At 36.1% G+C, this 17877-nt stretch carries 14 protein-coding genes and 2 pseudogenes; 5 read left to right on the top strand and 11 right to left on the bottom strand.

The window, feature by feature from the left end; genetic code table 11:
* Window positions 1–28: 28 nt before the first annotated feature.
* Both CRO00_RS10965 and CRO00_RS10960 read right to left on the bottom strand, forming a co-directional pair.
* Window positions 29–1657: a Na/Pi cotransporter family protein gene (locus CRO00_RS10965; protein WP_237658387.1), complete on the bottom strand. Its 1629-nt coding sequence runs from the start codon at window positions 1655–1657 to the stop codon at window positions 29–31.
* 141 nt (window positions 1658–1798) lie between these two features.
* Window positions 1799–3436 (bottom strand): Na/Pi cotransporter family protein, encoded by a 1638-nt coding sequence (locus tag CRO00_RS10960; RefSeq protein WP_237658386.1) that lies wholly within the window; start codon window positions 3434–3436, stop codon window positions 1799–1801.
* A gap of 300 nt (window positions 3437–3736) precedes the next feature.
* Here CRO00_RS10960 and CRO00_RS10955 point away from each other — a divergent pair.
* The 4 genes and pseudogenes from CRO00_RS10955 to CRO00_RS10940 all read left to right on the top strand — a co-directional run.
* Window positions 3737–4060, top strand: a pseudogene (locus CRO00_RS10955) (toprim domain-containing protein); the annotation flags it as partial.
* A gap of 690 nt (window positions 4061–4750) precedes the next feature.
* The gene (ltrA, locus tag CRO00_RS10950) at window positions 4751–6664 is read left to right on the top strand and encodes a group II intron reverse transcriptase/maturase (protein WP_097073743.1); all 1914 of its coding nucleotides are present in this window, start codon (window positions 4751–4753) and stop codon (window positions 6662–6664) included.
* 95 nt (window positions 6665–6759) lie between these two features.
* Window positions 6760–8622, top strand: a pseudogene (locus tag CRO00_RS10945) (DNA topoisomerase III); the annotation flags it as partial.
* Between the two features lie 143 nt (window positions 8623–8765).
* On the top strand, window positions 8766–9500 hold the full coding sequence (locus tag CRO00_RS10940; RefSeq protein ID WP_097073708.1) for a glucose 1-dehydrogenase: 735 nt from the start codon (window positions 8766–8768) through the stop codon (window positions 9498–9500).
* 33 nt (window positions 9501–9533) lie between these two features.
* Here the strand turns inward: CRO00_RS10940 and CRO00_RS10935 are convergent, their stop codons facing one another.
* The 8 genes from CRO00_RS10935 to CRO00_RS10895 all read right to left on the bottom strand — a co-directional run bounded on the left by CRO00_RS10935 (window position 9534) and on the right by CRO00_RS10895 (window position 16534).
* Window positions 9534–10016: a hypothetical protein gene (locus CRO00_RS10935; protein ID WP_097073707.1), complete on the bottom strand. Its 483-nt coding sequence runs from the start codon at window positions 10014–10016 to the stop codon at window positions 9534–9536.
* 3 nt (window positions 10017–10019) lie between these two features.
* Window positions 10020–10703, bottom strand: a complete 684-nt coding sequence (locus CRO00_RS10930) for a hypothetical protein (protein ID WP_097073706.1) — start codon at window positions 10701–10703, stop codon at window positions 10020–10022.
* Between the two features lie 193 nt (window positions 10704–10896).
* Window positions 10897–12093 carry an aminotransferase-like domain-containing protein gene (locus CRO00_RS10925; protein WP_097073705.1) on the bottom strand — a complete coding sequence of 399 codons (1197 nt, stop codon included), beginning with the start codon at window positions 12091–12093 and terminating at the stop codon, window positions 10897–10899.
* Window positions 12094–12196: 103 nt separating this feature from the next.
* Window positions 12197–12766 (bottom strand): YdhK family protein, encoded by a 570-nt coding sequence (locus CRO00_RS10920; protein WP_097073704.1) that lies wholly within the window; start codon window positions 12764–12766, stop codon window positions 12197–12199.
* A gap of 111 nt (window positions 12767–12877) precedes the next feature.
* Window positions 12878–13495 (bottom strand): YdhK family protein, encoded by a 618-nt coding sequence (locus tag CRO00_RS10915; protein WP_097073703.1) that lies wholly within the window; start codon window positions 13493–13495, stop codon window positions 12878–12880.
* A gap of 417 nt (window positions 13496–13912) precedes the next feature.
* Complete coding sequence (locus CRO00_RS10905) at window positions 13913–14431, bottom strand: CueP family metal-binding protein (protein ID WP_097073702.1); 519 nt, start codon at window positions 14429–14431, stop codon at window positions 13913–13915.
* 58 nt (window positions 14432–14489) lie between these two features.
* Window positions 14490–15158: a response regulator transcription factor gene (locus CRO00_RS10900; RefSeq protein ID WP_097073701.1), complete on the bottom strand. Its 669-nt coding sequence runs from the start codon at window positions 15156–15158 to the stop codon at window positions 14490–14492.
* 17 nt (window positions 15159–15175) lie between these two features.
* Window positions 15176–16534, bottom strand: a complete 1359-nt coding sequence (locus CRO00_RS10895) for a sensor histidine kinase (protein ID WP_097073700.1) — start codon at window positions 16532–16534, stop codon at window positions 15176–15178.
* 146 nt (window positions 16535–16680) lie between these two features.
* On the opposite strand from CRO00_RS10895, the gene CRO00_RS10890 reads away from it, so the two are divergent.
* Window positions 16681–17496 carry a ZIP family metal transporter gene (locus CRO00_RS10890; protein WP_097073699.1) on the top strand — a complete coding sequence of 272 codons (816 nt, stop codon included), beginning with the start codon at window positions 16681–16683 and terminating at the stop codon, window positions 17494–17496.
* Window positions 17497–17708: 212 nt separating this feature from the next.
* On the opposite strand, the gene CRO00_RS20310 is transcribed toward CRO00_RS10890, so the two are convergent.
* A complete protein-coding gene (locus tag CRO00_RS20310) occupies window positions 17709–17855 on the bottom strand; it encodes a hypothetical protein (protein ID WP_202615657.1) in 147 nt (48 codons plus the stop codon).
* Window positions 17856–17877: the final 22 nt, after the last annotated feature.

The raw sequence follows: 17877 nt of genomic DNA, 5'->3' as shown, positions 1-17877 counted from the left end.
GTGCAAAGATTCATTCTTCGCATAGCTTTTAGTATCTATTGTCCTTTAAAATGGAGTTTGCAATATTTACTGCGTGAAGTCCAATTTGTTGTAAATTACTAATCATTTCTGTGTAGATAATCGCTGAAGAACTTAGGCATTCGCCATTATCTAATCGTTGAATATGGCGAGTTCGTAAAACGTTTTCTAGTTCTTTGATTCGATTTTCTTTCGATATTACAACTCTTGCAAATTCTGTATTATTTTTATCTAAAGATAAAATAGCCTCACTCATTGTATCTAACACAAGGTCGTACATTACTTCTAGCTCGCCCATCGCTTCTTCACTAAATTTCACACCGTTCGTTTCTCGTATTCGAATCAGTTCCACTAATTTAACAAATTGATCTCCTACTTGAACAATATCGCGAATATTTGCTAATAATGCATATTGTAATTTTGAATCGGCGTGTGAAAGAGATTCCTTTGACAGTTGAATCAAATAATTTGTAGTAGCTAGCTCTAGATTCTTGATGACATCTTTTAGCTGCGCTGTTATGTCGACGTAATGGGTATCACTTGTAAATAAAAACCTCATCGATTCTTGAATGCCATTTACTGCAAATTCCCCCATCCGCACTACTTCTTGCTTTACTTGATTTAATGCTATGGAGGGTGATTGTTCGATTAATGATACATCTAGATGTTTGGGACTAAACTCTAGTACTCGATCTTCCCCAGGTACCATTTTAGTTACGATATATACAATAGCACCGATAAACGGTAGCTGTATCATTGTATTTACTAAGTTAAACGTACCGTGGGCAAAGGCAATTTGCATCTTTTTTTCTAGATTAAACAAGTCGGTAATCCACTCTACGTAATTTATAAACAGTGGTAAAATTGTCATGAAAATAACTGTACCTATTACATTAAATAATAAATGGGATGCTGCCGCACGACGAGCAGATAAGGAAGCACCTAAGGAAACAAGAACAGCAGTAATTGTTGTCCCTATATTATCACCAAATAGTATTGGTAGTGCACCATTTAATGTGATTAGCCCTTCTGCATACAATTCTTGCAAAATCCCGATTGTCGCTGAAGAAGATTGGATGATTGAAGTGAAAATTATACCTATTACAACACTTAGAAATGGATGTTCACTAAAGAATACGGTTAATTCAATAAATGTATGTAAATTACCTAATGTTGACATTACTTGACTCATTATTTCTAAACCGATGAATAGCCCTGCAAAACCAAATAAAATTTGCCCTATATTTTGGATGATGCTCTTTTTAAAGAAAAATAGCAAAATTGCACCGAGCCCCATAATCAAATATGGATATGAACTTACATCAAATCCGATAATAAATGCGGTTACCGTTGTTCCAATATTCGCACCCATGATAACTCCAACAGCTTGACGTAAAGTCAAAAATCCCGAACTAACGAGCCAAACTGTTATTACTGTTGTACCAGAACTAGATTGAATTAGTACTGTTACGATAAATCCAACTAATACACCCATTAAAGGATTCGTTGTAAATCTATCTAAAACTTCTCGAAGTTTATCTCCTGCTGCTTTTTGCAGACCTTCTCCCATAAACTTTATTCCAAATAAGAATAAACCTAAACCACCTAAGAACTGGAACATCATTGTCTGCCAATCCATGATAAAAGTATTCCTTTCGATTTTATTCGACATTATTATTTATCAATATAACATTTACATGAAGTTAATAATAGATTTGATATTACTTAATTTTAACTAACAAAAGGGCTATCCTACTTTCGGACAGCCCTATGGTTTTAACTACATATTTACTTGTTGATTTTCATCTAAAATAGTATCTGCAATGTTTACTGCATGGTCTCCGATACGTTCTAGATTACTTATAATATCTGCATAAATAATCCCCGCGGAACCGGAACATTCTCCTTTATTCAGACGGTAAATATGACGTTTACGTAATACTCGTTCTAATTCATCGATTCGATCTTCTTTACTTAATACTTCTCTTGCAAAATCTTTACTTTGCTTATCTAATGCTAAAATTGCTTCACTCACTGTATCAAGTACTAACTCGAACATTTCTTTTAATTCATTCATTGCCTCGTCACTGAACTTTACCCGATTTGAATCACGTGCTTGGATTAACTCTACTAAGTTTTCGAAGTGATCTCCAACACGCTCAATATCACGAATATTTTCTAGTAACGAGTGATGCAATTTTGAATCTATTCTAGATAATGATTCTTTTGATAATTGAACTAAATAATCTGTTGTGACACGGTCCAAATTGTTAATTGCTTCTTCCAGCTGAACTGTCATACCAATATGTTTTGTGTCACTTGTAAATAAGAATTGCATTGACTCTTGTAAGCCCGTAACAGCAAATTCCCCCATCCGAACGACTTCTTGTTTAGCTTGTCCTAATGCTATAGATGGGGATTGTTCAATTAATGAATGATCTAAATGCTTTGCGCCAAACTCGATTGCACGATCTTCACCTGGTACGATTTTTGTTACAATAAAGGCGATAGCTCCTACGAATGGAAGTTGAATAATTGTATTTACCACATTAAATGTTCCATGGGCAAAGGCAATCTGCATTCGATTTTCTAGCGCCAATATCCCGCTTATCCACTCTACATAGTTTACAAATAAAGGTAACGCTAGTAAGAATATAACCGAACCCAATAAATTAAAAATGACGTGTGCTGCTGCTGCACGGCGAGCTGTTACAGATGCTGCCAATGCCGCTAATACTGCCGTTATCGTTGTCCCAATATTGTCTCCAAACAAGACTGGAAGTGCACCTGCCAATTCAATTAGTTCACCGGCGTATAACTCTTGTAAGATGCCGACCGTTGCTGATGATGATTGAACGATAACTGTGAAGATTGTACCCGCCACAACACCTAAAATTGGGTGATCACTAAAACTTACGGTCATGTCGATAAATGCATCCCACTCGCGCAATGGTTTCATCCCGTCACCCATCATCTCTAAACCGATAAATAAACCTGCGAAACCAAAGACAATTTGACCAATGTTTTGAATCGAACTTTTCTTAAAGAAGAATAATAAAATCGCACCTAACATCATAATGGGATATGAATATGCTCCAACGTCTAAACCAATAATAAATGCGGTAACGGTTGTACCGATATTCGCCCCCATAATAACCCCAATTGCTTGGCGTAACGACATAAATCCTGCACTAACTAGACCAACTACTATAACCGTCGTACCCGAACTTGATTGAATTAATACCGTTACAATAATCCCGACAAGAACCCCCATTAATGGATTTGTCGTAAATCTATCAATAAGTTCTCGAAGTCTGTCTCCAGCAGCTTTCTGTAAGCCATCCCCCATATATTTTATAGCAAAGAGGAATAAACCCAATCCCCCTAGAAATTCAAATAACATCGATTGCCAATCCATTTTGTAAACTCTCACCCTTTCGATTGTATCGGATTTTATTATTCATAATCTCGAAACCAATGTAAATAACCTTACGAATTTGAAACATAACCTTTACATTAGATTTACAATGCCTTAATAAAATGTTCGAAATTTTGATATTGAATTAATAAATTTATTTTATAATTAACGGTTATGAAAATTCTTGCCCAACAAAGAGATGTGTTAATCATCCGGAAATCAAAATAAAAGGTAATAACTTAAATCCGTATTTAAGCTATGCTATATTTAATCGTATGGATATGAGAAAGGATGTTTATTATGGCAAAAAGCTTAGTATTAGCTGAAAAACCATCTGTAGCCCGAGATATAGCTCGAGTTTTGAAATGTACAAAGAAAGGAAATGGCTTTCTTGAAGGAGATCAATATATCGTAACCTGGGCTTTAGGTCACTTAGTCACATTAGCTGACCCTGAAAATTACGATGTAAAATATAAAACCTGGAACCTTGAAGACCTACCAATGTTACCGGAACATTTAAAATTAACCGTTATTAAACAATCAGGTAAGCAATTTAATGCTGTAAAATCTCAATTACTCCGTGGAGACGTATCTGATATTATCATTGCAACAGACGCAGGGCGTGGTGCGAACCGTTTCTAACTGAAAAGGTTAGACACTGGTTAGCAAATAAATAAAATTTGCAAATCAGGAGAACTGATGATTCGAGAGATGGAATGATAGGGTAACGCCTTGAAACGTCTCCTCTAATACTCCGACATGCATGGATTAAGATAGGTTATGAAGTGTATGAAGCTCGGTGAAGTCGCTTGAAAGTTACCGTAGTAATTCAGTACGAATCAACCGAAAGCTGTTCAGAGGTGAATGGTGTAACCGATAGAGCGGGAGTCCTAAAAATATCTATGGTGAGAATGTTACTAACAATAACTGACGAACTTTCGAATGTACGGGTCTATACGGCGAACAATTAGAAATGATTGTGGACACAATGTGTGTCGTGTGTGAGGTAAAGTAAAAGTCTCGTCTATGAAATACCTTACAGTATTACAGGTACTGTCAAGCACACAGGCTCATAGAAAGCACCTAAGGATATATACAACGGATAGAATCATTGGAACGGTGAAAGCTCGGGACATGGAGGACCTATATCCTACGAAGTGGTAGTAAGGAAAAGAGCAATCTATAACTTACTCTTATCCGAGTGATAGCGATGCCATAGTAGTGATGAAGTTGTGGAAACACAATGGAGCGAAGGGCATTAGTCAATGTTAATTTGGAAATTAAGCAATGTTTCATGAATTTCAGGGTTCGAGTATGACTAAGAGAAACCTATCTCATATCCAAAAAAATGGATATAAAGAGGTGGTTGACCTGAACAACTTATTAGACAAACCGAAAAAGAAAAAGACACTCCGTAATAATGAATATTATCAAATGCAAGAGGTATTCGATAAATTATACCGACAAAGCAAAGATAATAATAAATTCTCTGCCTTAATGAAAATTGTTGCGAATAAAAATAATATTTTGCTTGCGTACAGAAACATCAAAAGTAATAAGGGGAGTATGACCGCAGGGGTAAATAAAGCAAACATTATTACCCTTGCAGAAACGAAACCTGATGAATTTGTAAAGTATGTTCAGAAAAGACTTCATAACTATATACCTCATGAAATCAAAAGAGTTGAGATTCCAAAAGCGAACGGTAAAACAAGACCTTTGGGGATTCCAACTATTGAAGATAGAATTATACAACAATGTATTAAACAAGTATTAGAACCTATCTGTGAAGCAAAATTTTATGAGCATAGTTATGGATTTAGACCAAATAGGAGTACGCACCATGCAATTGCGAGAGCCTATCGACTAATCAACCTCAACAAACTTCACTATGTAGTAAACATTGATATAAAAGGTTTCTTTGACAATGTAAATCATGGAAAACTCCTCAAACAGTTGTGGACGATGGGCATACACGATAAACAAATTCTAAAAGTTATTTCAAAAATGTTAAAAGCACCAGTTAAAGGAATTGGACCACAAACAAAAGGAACACCACAAGGCGGAATTTTAAGTCCGTTATTATCAAATGTAGTCCTTAATGAATTGGACTGGTGGATAAGTTCGCAATGGGAAACATTCAAGACAAAAAGAGAATATCATAAAATAATTAACCCGATAACAGGACGAGTAAGGGCAGACAGTAGATATAGGGCTATGAAGACGACTAATCTTAAAGAAATGTTCATAGTAAGATACGCTGATGACTTTCGAATTTTTTGCAAAAATTATAAAGAAGCACAAATAATATTTAAAGCGGTTAAACTATGGCTTAAAGAACGATTAGGATTAGAAATCAGCCCAGAAAAATCCAAAGTCGTGAATCTTAAGAAAAACTCAATGGAATTTCTGGGATTCGATTTGAAAGTCCATGCCAAAGGGAAAAAAAGAGTGTGTCAATCAAGGGTATGTAAAAAAGCATATTCGAGAATAAAGAAAGAAATTAAAACCAGAATTAAGGAAATTAAACGGAAACAATCAAATGAAGTAGTTTACAATTACAATTCATTTATTCTGGGTATTCACGAATATTATAAAGTAGCAACCTTTGGATATTTAGATTTCAACGAGATAGGTTATGAACTCAGAAAATTCATCTACAACCAACTTAAAGGTATTGCAAAAAATCGAGGTGAACCAAGTAAAACCTATAATCGGTTATATGGACACAGCGAAGAAAAGCGATACTATGTAAATGGAATAGCGTTGTACCCAATAAGAGGGTTTAAAATGTCACCGCCAATGAACTTCTCACAAACAATCTGTGACTATACAGAAGAAGGAAGAAAACAGGTGCATAAAAACCTCAAGATAGACATGACAACTGTCAAATATCTATTAGAAAACCCAGTAAGAGGAGAAACTGTTGAATATAATGACAACAGAATATCTCTCTATGTTGGGCAAAATGGGAAATGTTCAATTACAGGTGAACGGCTTGAAATAGGTAATATGCAATGTCATCATAAAGTTCCAAGAAGTATGGGAGGAAAAGATGAATACAGCAATTTAACCTACGTAAAAGATGAGGTTCACAAATTGATACACGCTACAACATCTGAGACGATTAAGAAATACCTGAATTTACTAAATCTCAACGAAGAACAAATGATAAAGCTTAATCGGTTAAGACAAAAAGTTGGAAATGAAAGAATCTTAATTAATTAACATTGATGGAAAGCCGTATGAGGGGAAACTCTCACGTACGGTTTGGAGTGGGGGAAAAGACGGAGATAACTTCAAAGTCTTACCTATCACTATAAGGTGAACTTGTGGCTCGTTGGATTATTGAAAAGGCAAAAGTACGTAAACCTATTAAGCGTTTATGGATTTCATCGGTGACAGATAAGGCAATTAAAGACGGCTTTAAAAACTTAAAACCTGGCAAAAACTACGAACATTTATATGATTCCGCAGTAGCTCGTTCTGAAGCAGACTGGTATATCGGACTTAATGCTACTCGTGCCCTTACTACACGTTTTAATGCACAATTAAACTGTGGCCGAGTACAAACTCCAACAGTCGCAATCATCGCAGCACGCGAAGACGAAATAAAAAACTTTAAGCCTCAAACCTATTATGGGATTGAAGCACAAACAAGCGACAACTTAAAACTCACTTGGCAAGACCCACAAGGAAATTCACGTAGTTTTAATAAGGAAAAGATTGATAACATCGTTAATATACTTGGTCGTCAAAATGCGATTGTTAACGAAATTGAACGAAAAGCGAAGAAATCATTTGCACCCGCTTTATACGATTTAACTGAGTTGCAACGAGATGCCAATAAACTATTTGGCTATTCAGCGAAAGAAACATTAAACATTATGCAAAAATTGTACGAGCAACATAAAGTTTTAACATACCCTCGTACAGACTCACGATTCCTATCAAGTGATATCGTTTCTACATTACCAGAGCGACTAAAAGCATGTGGCATAGGCGAATATCGTCAATTAGCAAATAAAGTATTAGCAAAACCAATTAAATCGAATAAATCTTTCGTTGATGATAGTAAGGTAAGTGATCACCACGCAATCATCCCAACAGAGGGCTATGTAAACTACTCAAGTTTTTCTGATAAAGAACGGAAAATTTATGATTTAGTTGTAAAACGCTTCTTAGCTGTACTTTTCCCTGCTTTTGAATATGAACAGTTAACATTACGTGCAAAAATCGATAATGAGACGTTTGTTGCTCGGGGAAAAACGATTTTATCAAGCGGCTGGAAAGAAGTTTACGAAAATCGCTATGAGGATGAAGAAACGGGCGATGATTTAAAAGAACAGATTTTACCGCGCATTGAAAAAGGCCAAACATTGAACATCAAACTAATCGCACAAACATCAGGCCAAACAAAACCACCTGCTCGATTTACTGAAGCAACGTTATTATCTGCCATGGAAAATCCAACGAAATACATGGAAACGAACAACAAACAACTTGCTGAAACATTAAAATCTACTGGTGGACTAGGTACTGTTGCCACTCGTGCAGATATTATTGAAAAATTATTCAATTCTTTCTTAATTGAGAAACGCGGTGGTAAAGAAATTTATATCACATCAAAAGGTCGACAGTTACTAGATTTAGTGCCGGAAGAATTAAAGTCCCCTGCCCTAACTGCGGAATGGGAAATGAAGCTAGAGCAGATTGCAAAAGGCAAACTGAAAAAAGAAGTTTTCATCACTGAAATGAAAAACTACACAAAGGAAATCGTTTCAGAAATTAAGTCGAGTAATAAAAAATACAAACACGACAATATCTCCACAAAGTCTTGCCCGGATTGTGGAAAACCGATGCTTGAGGTAAACGGCAAAAAAGGAAAAATGCTCGTTTGCCAAGATCGGGAATGTGGACATCGTAAAAATGTCTCTCGTGTTACAAATGCTCGTTGCCCCGAATGTAAGAAAAAACTTGAGCTTCGCGGTGAAGGTGACGGACAAATTTTTGTATGTAAATGTGGCTACCGTGAAAAACTATCTGCCTTTGAAGCAAGACGCAAAAAAGAAGGCGGCGGCAAAGTAGACAAACGCACTGTACAAAAATATTTGAAGCAACAAAAACAAGAAGAACCTGTTAATAATGCTCTTGCTGAAGCTTTAAAGGGCCTTAAATTTGATTAACATACTATAAACTTTTATCCCCAATGAAGGACAACCTTCTGGGGATATTTTATTTTGTACACATAAAACATTAGCTTTTCGATTAAACTTAGCTTTATAATGAAAGCGTATACAAATTTTTCCTATAAAGGAGAGTGCGGCAAATGGTTAGGTTACAAGATAAAGTGGCAATCATTACGGGTGGAGCTCGTGGTATGGGTGAAGCTCATGTACGAAAGTTTGTAGCAGAGGGAGCAAAAGTTGTTTTTACTGATTTAAACGAAGAAGGCGGACGAGCTCTAGAACAGCAATTAGGTGAAAACGCGAAGTTTATTAAACAAGATGTGACAAAGGCTGCCGATTGGGAAACTGTCATTGCAGAAACTGAAACGCTTTTCGGTCCCGTAAACATTTTAGTAAACAACGCAGGAATTAGTATGAGTAAACCATTTTTAGAAATGACAGAAGAAGAATATCGTAAAATCGTAGACATTAACCAAGTATCTGTCTTCCTAGGTATGAAAGCTATAGTTCCTTCCATGCAAAAGACGGGCAATGGTTCCATCATAAATATCTCATCAATAAATGGTTTAGTTGGTGGCGCAGTTGGTTATACCGATACAAAATTCGCTGTACGTGGGATAACAAAAGCTGCTGCATTACAATTAGCTCATTTAGGCATTCGTGTAAATTCTGTTCACCCTGGTGTTATTGAAACGCCAATGGTTACAGAAGGTGATGCTGTTGAAGTTATTAAAGAATTCGCAAAACACATTCCGTTGAGAAGAATGGCACAATCCGAAGAAGTTTCAAATCTTGTGCTCTTCCTTGCATCTGATGAGTCGAGCTACTCAACAGGATCTGAATTTGTCATTGATGGTGGTCTAACTGCTATGTAAAAAAACAGAAGCTGGGGTTAATTCTGCCCCAGCTTACTCTTGTATGTCAAACACCAATATATCGAAAAGTTGTTCATCCACATAAAGCAACATCGCCCACTCCCCTTTTTCCGGTATTATTACCGAGGATGGGACATGTGCATCTGCCCCGTTATTTTCACCACCAAGCTGAATAGACCAACCCGTTGATAAAATTTGTTGGACTTTTTCACTTTCCCGATGATATCCTACGACCGTTAATTCCCCTAAATTTTTCACATCCCACAAATGCCACATCCACTTTTGGCCATTATTAAGACTTGGCATATCAGCACCAATTACTCCTGATTTATTTTCATTACCAACTACCCCTCTATCCCCAAACTGAACTGCTTTTTTCTCCCAATCAATCGAATCGAAATCACTTTCTTTAACAAAGTCAGGAATTCCGTCTGGTAATACAATCGCTTTTTCTTTCTCCGTACACCCGATCATGAAAAACAGAACACCTATTATTAGAAATAATTTGATTCTCATCAATTAAACCTCCTCTAGATACTCCACTATTTCTTCCGATAAAATTTCCGTATCCCATGGGTGCCAATAATACGTTTTTCCATCAAAGGCTAGCATATATTTATATGCAACCGGTCCCTCTGCATAAAAAACCATTTCATAATAAATCGGATCGCGGTAGTTTGTATTTGGTTGGAATGTAGCATCTAAAACACCGTTACTTAAAATCTGTAAAAACTTTTTTACATCTTCTACTTCATTTATAAGTTGAGCATCCAAATAAACTTTAACTTTATTCACTTTATCTAATGGCAAATCTTTAAAATGCCATTTGTAATCTTCTTCATTATTTACATAATAAACTTGATAGCCGTTATCAGATTGTACTGCTAATAATTTATCTTCTCCTTTTATCGAATAAAGTTCTGTACCTGGCTCGTGAAAAGCAGCATCCCCATCCTTTGTTCGGTAGGATGGATTGGACACATTATCTGCCACTTTAAACTGAACTTCACCCAGCTTTTCACCTAAGTAACTTTCATCCGCAAGTACCCCTGTGTGAATATTTAAATATTCCTCTCCGTCCCAACGTATAAAATCCACCCAATCAATTTCCGTATGTGTCACTGTAAAAATTTCTTCTATCGTACGTTGTTGGCAACCACACAAAAGTAGAACAGTAAGAATCATCCCAAGTCCTTTCCACAAATTGTTCCCCCCCTTACATCATTAGTAGTTTTAATGAAGAAAAGGTTTCAATCGATTTCTTAGCGAGATTTTTTGTCCACTTATGGCCCCGTTTTGTCCACTCACACTCGGGTTTTGTCCAGATAAAGCATCTTTTTGTCCATACCACAAAAAAAAGACATCGCCTACAATAGACGATGCCTGCAAGTTCACTTTATACTGTTTGCTTTTCAGATGAAATGGCATATAAAATTTTGCCAAGTCGTTTAATGCCTTCTTCAATAATATCTGGAGACGAGTTTGTATAATTTAAACGCAATGTGTTGACATTTGATTTTGCAGTGTAAAAAGGATCACCCGGTACAAAGGCAACTTTTTCTTCCATTGCTTTGTCAAAGAAATCTAATGCTGATGTTCCTTCTTCTAATGTTACCCAAATGAACATTCCGCCATCTGGTTTTGTATATTTGATTGTGGATGGGAAGTATTTTTCCATTGCATCTAGCATTGTATTTGCTTGCTCTTGATATAAATTAATGATTTTTGCCACATGAGCATCTAAATCATTATTTACGAGATAGTCATGCACAACAATTTGAGAAAAAATATTTGTGTGTAAATCTGTTGCTTGTTTTGCTGTGTTAATATGATGCATTAACTCTTTATTTTTCGTAATAACAAATCCAAGTCGCATACCAGGTGTAACAATTTTAGAAAAAGAACCAAGCACTACTGAATTTTCTAAGCGCCCAGCACCGATATACGGCATTTTTTCACCGTTCCAGCGTAAGTCTCCATACGGATCGTCCTCAATTAACACAACATCAAAATCCTTTATCACATCATAAATAGCTTCACGTTTTTCCTTAGAATATGTAATACCAGTTGGGTTATGGAAGTTTGGAACAACGTAAATAAATTTAATGTTCGGATTGAATTGTAGTGTAGTTTTTAATTGCTCAACATTTAATCCATCATCTTCTAATGGTACAGTGTAGAAGTTGGGCTCTGATAAAGTGAACGCTTGGATGGCGCCTAGATAGCCCGGCTCCTCCATCACCACACCATCCCCTTTGTTAAGGAGTACCTTTGAAATTAGTTCAAGAGCTTGCTGAGAACCCGTTGTAATTAAAATATCTTCTGGGTTGATATCTAACCCATAACTATTATTATATTTTGTTGCGATATATTGGCGTAAAGGTAAGTACCCTTCTGTAGTGGAATATTGGAATAACTTCGCACCATTTTCTTCAATAGCGTGATTAATCGATTTTTGCATTTCATCAATCGGGAAAGAAATTGGATTTGGTAAACCTCCAGCAAACGAAATGACGTCTGGTGCATCTGTCACCTTCAAAATATTTCGAATAAATGATGATGGAGTGTTTAAAATTTTGTCTGAGTATTTCATGCGATTTCCCTCTTTTATAAAATAGTCGCTGAAAATCGATAGTTTATCGAAATCAGTGTTACCCGATTTTATCAGACTATTTAAAAAATTTCAAAGGGATTTTTTATTCAGCAGACAATTCTTCTTTCGTTACCCATTTATGATTCGTTACCTTTTCACCAGTTGTTGAAGTATAATCCACCATATAAACTTCAGTTTTTTCTGCTGTATCGATTGTTGCAGTTGCACCTTCCATACCTTCCATGTGATCAGCGTCTAATACCACTTCAGTGCCGGGCTCAAATGCTTCTTCCCCTGCTCCTTCAATCTCTTCATGAATGACCCACTTGTGATTTGTAACGGGATCTCCACCTCCAACTGGTGTATAAGAAACGGCATATACTGTTGTTTCAAATACTCCAACAACTGTTGCAACAGCTCCACTCATCCCTTCCATATGATCTGTAGTCATAACTGCTTCGCTTCCTATTGGATAAGTTGGGTTTTCTGCCGTTTCTAAACCTTCTGGAATTTCTCCAGAACCTGAATGATTCATCGTTGAATGCGCCGAATGATCTGTGCTTTCTTCAGAATTGTGTGCAGTATGAACTTGTTCCTCCTTTGTGTCATTTGAACAAGCAGCTAAAGATATTGCAGCAAATAATGCTACACTAAAAATTAGTTTGTTTTTCATAATTTGTTCCTCCTAAATATTTTCTCCACGCTATTTTATAGAAAAAATATGCAAATAATGTGGATATCCAAAAAAAAATCCAACTAGCTTCAAACTAGTTGGGATTATTCATTATTTTACATCTTCAACCTCTGATACTAATTCACTTTCTTTTAACCATAAATGATTTTCAACCGTTTCTCCAAGGGAATTCGTATAATCTACTACATACACTGTTGTTTCCTCAACTGTATCAATAGTTCCTTGTGCACCTTTCATGCCATCCATATGATCTGCATCAATAATCACTTCTGCCCCTACGTCTAACTCTTCTTCACCTAGTGCTGTGATTTCCCCTTCTACAAACCATTTATGATTTTCCTCAAACTCTTCCCCATTTGTTGGTGTATATGAAACTGAATAAACCGTTGTGTCATATGCTGCTTTAATTGTGGCTTCAGCGCCTTCCATTCCATCTGTATGACTAGCATGAACAATTGCTTTACTTCCTACAGGGTATTTGGGATTTGAACTTTCCGTTAGTCCTTCTGGTACAACTAAACCAGATTGCTCATAGTTACCTGCATTTTCATTCTGTTCATCATCGCCAACTTGTTTATCGGTATCTGCCATATTATTCGTTGCTTCTGGTCCGTTTTCATCATCTTTTGTTGTAACATTCGTTGAACATGCAGCGAGGAACAGTGCAGAAACGAATGAAAAAGAAAGTAACCATATTTTAAACTTCATTGTTATCCTCCTTGAACATTTTTCTTAGGATTAAACTAATGATGTGTTTCTATGCATCCGATTCAATTTTTGGGCATAATAAAAATGAAAAGTGGTTCTTTATTTTTCTCGAAGTATGTTTTTGCCTAAGTAAAACTTTTTTACTACCATATGTTGAGGTGAATACGACAAAAGGAGAGAAATGATGGATCCTTGATTAGCACATCTTCTTCAAATGACAAGTTTGTACGGTACTTTAGCAAAATATTACGAACACATTGATCCTGAAAAACATATTTATTTTTACAAAAAGCATTTTATGTGTGAAAAACAATTAGTTCAACTTTACTGGTCTTTACAGGAATCGAATAATTACCCGATGTATTAACCGCATGAAAAAATCCCGAAGCAGGTTTCGTTCTGTTTCGGGATAAAATTTTATAATAATTGTAAAGTGGTGATACAAGTTCCGTCATTTTTAAATGTGGAGAACTCCGATTCAACCATTTTACCATCATACTCAACTTTTATTTTATACGTTTCATCACGTGGTACCCATAAATCAATAAAACCATTTTCAAGAGTTTTCATCGTTTCGTCCACAACAACATTTCCTTTTGAATCTTCTATATAAATATCAAACGTTTCATTTACTAACTCACCCTGACAACTAGTTAAGCTATGATTTTCGCAAGGATGTGTTTCGTTGATATAAGGAGCAATGGAAACAAAAAATTCATCTTCTGGGAGTGCGTATGTAGACTCTTTTCCCTCTGCATTCGTTACAATTAGTTCTTTTGATGTTATTGAAGCACTTTCTGCCTTTAAGTTTCCTATGCTATAATCATTGACTAATGTTTTTATATCTTGAGATGCGTTTTGTTCTTCTGAAGATCCGCTACAAGCAGCTAAAACAACCGAAGCAAATAATGTTATTGTAACAAATTTATTTTTCACCGTAGTCACCTCTTGATTTTTTTATAATAATCCCGCCAATCCTCTTATACTCCCGACTTCAACTCCATTTATAACCGATTCCCCAAACAGTATGTATCATGCCATCTGTTGGAATGCCTGACTTTCGAATTTTATCTCTTAAATTTCGAATATGTGAATCTACTGTTCGAATATCTATGTACGCATCAAATTCCCACGCAATATTCATCAGCTCTTCCCTTGTAAATGTTTTAGAAGGACGAGACATCATCGCTTTTATAATTAAGAATTCTTTCATTGTTAACTGTACAGATATTTGCTGATATTGCAGCATATAGGTTTCTAAATTTAATGTGAAATTCTCATATGTAATAACCTCTTCTACTGGCATTCTCCGCAAAATAGCCTTTACTCTCGCAACTAATTCTCCTTCATCAAAGGGTTTTGAGATATAATCATCTGCCCCAATATCTAGCCCTTTCACAATCTCCGTTTTATCGGATCTAGCGGTAAGCATAATGATGGGAACATCTGAAAATTGGCGAATTTCTTTACATACTTCCCACCCATTCATTTCTGGCATCATAATATCGAGTAATACAAGGCTAATCCGTTCATTTTTTACAATTTCAATCGCTTTAAAAGGAGATGTCTCTTTTATACAATTGAAGCCATATGGACTTAAGAAAAGCTCCACAAGATCTAACATCCGTTTTTCATCATCAACTAATAATAGATTTTTGCTCAAAATAAGACACCCCCTTCCTATATTGAAATCGTGAATGTACTACCCTTTCCTAGCTCACTTTCTACATGAATTGTGCCATCATGAGCATCCACTAGCTCTTTAACAATCGCAAGTCCCAACCCTGAGCCACCAAATTCCCTAGAACGAGATTTTTCCACTCGATATAACTTCTCAAAAATCCGATTAGCCTCCTCTTGTGCAATCCCTATTCCTGCATCAATCACTTTAATTATTGTTTTATGCTCATTTTGAAATGCCTGTAAAATAACTTGACCATTTTCCTTAGAATATTTCAATGCATTATCCAATAAATTTAAAATAATTTGCTCAAGTCTTGTCGGATCTGCCTCGACTTCAAAATCATTTTTACATTCAAGGGTTAGTCGAATATTTTTTAGTTCATAGGAAGGTACTACTAATGAATATAGTTTTTCTAAAAACGGTTTAATAGGAAATCGCTCCTTTGTTACGGTAAAGGAGTTTTCATCCATCTTCGCCAAATCCAATAAGTTTTTCACTAAAACTTTTAATCGATTAGATTCTTCTGCAATTATAGCGAGATACTTTTCACGCTCTTGTTTGTCTAATTCATCCCTCATAGCCACTTTGGAATAACCAATAATATACGTTAATGGCGTACTTAACTCGTGAGCTACGGATGCCAGAAATTCATTACGTTCAGACTTCATCCGGTTTAAATCATTCGCTAACGTTTGAATAGAATGCGACAGTTCACCCAATTCGTCATTAGAGAGCTGTGGAAGTGAGACGTCAAAGTCGCCCTTACTTATCTGTTCCGTTGCGTCTCTCATACGAATTAATGGTTTAGTAATTATTTTCGATAAAATTGCATAGACAATGAAAAGTACAATAACACTCGTCGCACCTGCAATGGCAAAATGTAAGTTCATGTTCTTCACCATTTGTTGTAAAACGCTAGTATTTTGGAACATAACGACATAGCCTGTTGTGTTTTCATCTATTTCATACGGGTGTGCACTAGCAATATAAGGAGAGTTTTTCCAATCATCAATAATGATTTCATCCATTTCTATTTTCTGCCCATTTACGATTAATAGTTTGTCTTCTAGTAATTTGATATGTTCAGAATGATCAATGATGTTCCCGTCTTTATCTGTAATAATGACGTTTCGATTTTCATTTTTCTCCATCATCACAATATGATGGATTGTAAGTTCAGAATAATTTTCTACTAGAACATCCCGATGATTTTTACCATTTGTCATTAGCCGATCAAACTCTTCTTGTACCCTCGTATGCATCATATTTTGATGTAAATAAAACATGAGAATTACTTCTAAAAATAAAACAACGAGAAAGAAACATAATGTTAACTTCGTGGAGATCCGATTCACCAACTCACCGCCTTCTAAGTTAGTATAAACAATATTTTTGAAGAAATTATGCAATTATATAGGAAATGTGAAAATACTAACATTTTGACATATTTCTCCTAAAGAATTATATTTTTTATAAAATAATATATTAGAGGGTGTAATTAATGCTTGATTTCATTTTAGAGCAAGAGCCGATTTATCAAGTAATTATCGCCACATTATTTACCTGGGGGATGACCGCGCTTGGGGCTGCTTTAGTCTTTACAACAAAAACCTTCAACCAAAAGTTTTTAGATGCAATGCTAGGTTTTGCAGGTGGCGTCATGATTGCAGCCAGTTTCTGGTCTCTGCTATCCCCTGCACTTGAAATGGCTGAAGGCGGACAGGTTCCATCATGGGTTCAAGTAGCTGTTGGTTTTTTATGTGGTGGCGCATTTCTCTTTGCGGTTGACAAACTACTTCCTCACCTACACCCGAATGCCCCTATGAATACAGCTGAAGGAATACGACCAAAAAAGAGAAAAAGAAGTACATTACTGGTATTAGCCATTACACTACATAATATTCCAGAAGGTTTAGCCATTGGGGTTTCGTTCGGCGCTTTTGCTATTGGATCTCCCTCCGCTTCTCTTGCAGGTGCTTTAGCCTTAGCCATTGGAATCGGCATACAAAATATCCCTGAAGGTGCTGCAGTTTCAATGCCGCTATTAAGGGACGGCTATTCGCGAAAGAAAAGTTTTATCTTTGGACAGTTTTCAGGAATGGTTGAACCCATTTCCGCACTTATCGGATTTTTAGCAGTCGCATTTATCGAGCCACTCCTCCCTTTTGCACTTGCTTTTGCAGCGGGCGCGATGATTTTCGTTGTCGCGGAAGAAGTAATTCCAAGCTCACAGGAAGAAGGAAATAAAGATTTAGCTGTACTAAGTCTGATGGTCGGGTTTACGATTATGATGATTTTAGATGTAGCACTCGGATAAAAAAGCGTCTCCTCGATATGGATGGGAGACGCTTATGTGCGGTATTTCTATGTTTATGTGCGGTTTTCACCGGATTATGTGCGGTTTTCCACCATTTATGTGCGGTTTTCACCGGATTATGTGCGGTTTTCCACCATTTATGTGCGGTTTTCACCGGATTATGTGCGGTTTCGTGAGTTTTATGTGCGGATTCCTAATTGAAAAGGATTTCTTTACTCATCATCTATTTCACCGTCACCAATTTCATCCTCTTCCTCAATTTCTTCAATTTGTTCGCCTTCTTGTAGTTCATCGTCACCACATGCTGACAAAGCAAAAATTGAAAACGTAAAGAAAAACAACATTAAAAACTTCTTCATGAAAAAGCCTCCTTTAAAAGTT

Source organism: Ureibacillus xyleni (assembly GCF_900217795.1).
Classification (GTDB): Bacteria; Bacillota; Bacilli; order Bacillales_A; family Planococcaceae; genus Ureibacillus; species Ureibacillus xyleni.
The sequence above is the reverse complement of the archived record's forward strand: the minus strand, read 5'-3'. Positions and strand labels throughout refer to the sequence as shown.

Bases quoted from the DNA above. Each gene is read 5' to 3' on its own strand.
- CRO00_RS10925 (WP_097073705.1), bottom strand. From the start codon at position 12,093: ATGAAATACTCAGACAAAATTTTAAACACTCCATCATCATTTATTCGA.
- CRO00_RS20310 (WP_202615657.1), bottom strand. From the start codon at position 17,855: ATGAAGAAGTTTTTAATGTTGTTTTTCTTTACGTTTTCAATTTTTGCT.
- CRO00_RS10920 (WP_097073704.1), bottom strand. From the start codon at position 12,766: ATGAAAAACAAACTAATTTTTAGTGTAGCATTATTTGCTGCAATATCT.
- CRO00_RS10935 (WP_097073707.1), bottom strand. From the start codon at position 10,016: ATGAGAATCAAATTATTTCTAATAATAGGTGTTCTGTTTTTCATGATC.
- CRO00_RS10890 (WP_097073699.1), top strand. From the start codon at position 16,681: ATGCTTGATTTCATTTTAGAGCAAGAGCCGATTTATCAAGTAATTATC.
- ltrA (WP_097073743.1), top strand. From the start codon at position 4,751: ATGACTAAGAGAAACCTATCTCATATCCAAAAAAATGGATATAAAGAG.
- CRO00_RS10960 (WP_237658386.1), bottom strand. From the start codon at position 3,436: ATGGATTGGCAATCGATGTTATTTGAATTTCTAGGGGGATTGGGTTTA.
- CRO00_RS10915 (WP_097073703.1), bottom strand. From the start codon at position 13,495: ATGAAGTTTAAAATATGGTTACTTTCTTTTTCATTCGTTTCTGCACTG.
- CRO00_RS10940 (WP_097073708.1), top strand. From the start codon at position 8,766: ATGGTTAGGTTACAAGATAAAGTGGCAATCATTACGGGTGGAGCTCGT.
- CRO00_RS10965 (WP_237658387.1), bottom strand. From the start codon at position 1,657: ATGGATTGGCAGACAATGATGTTCCAGTTCTTAGGTGGTTTAGGTTTA.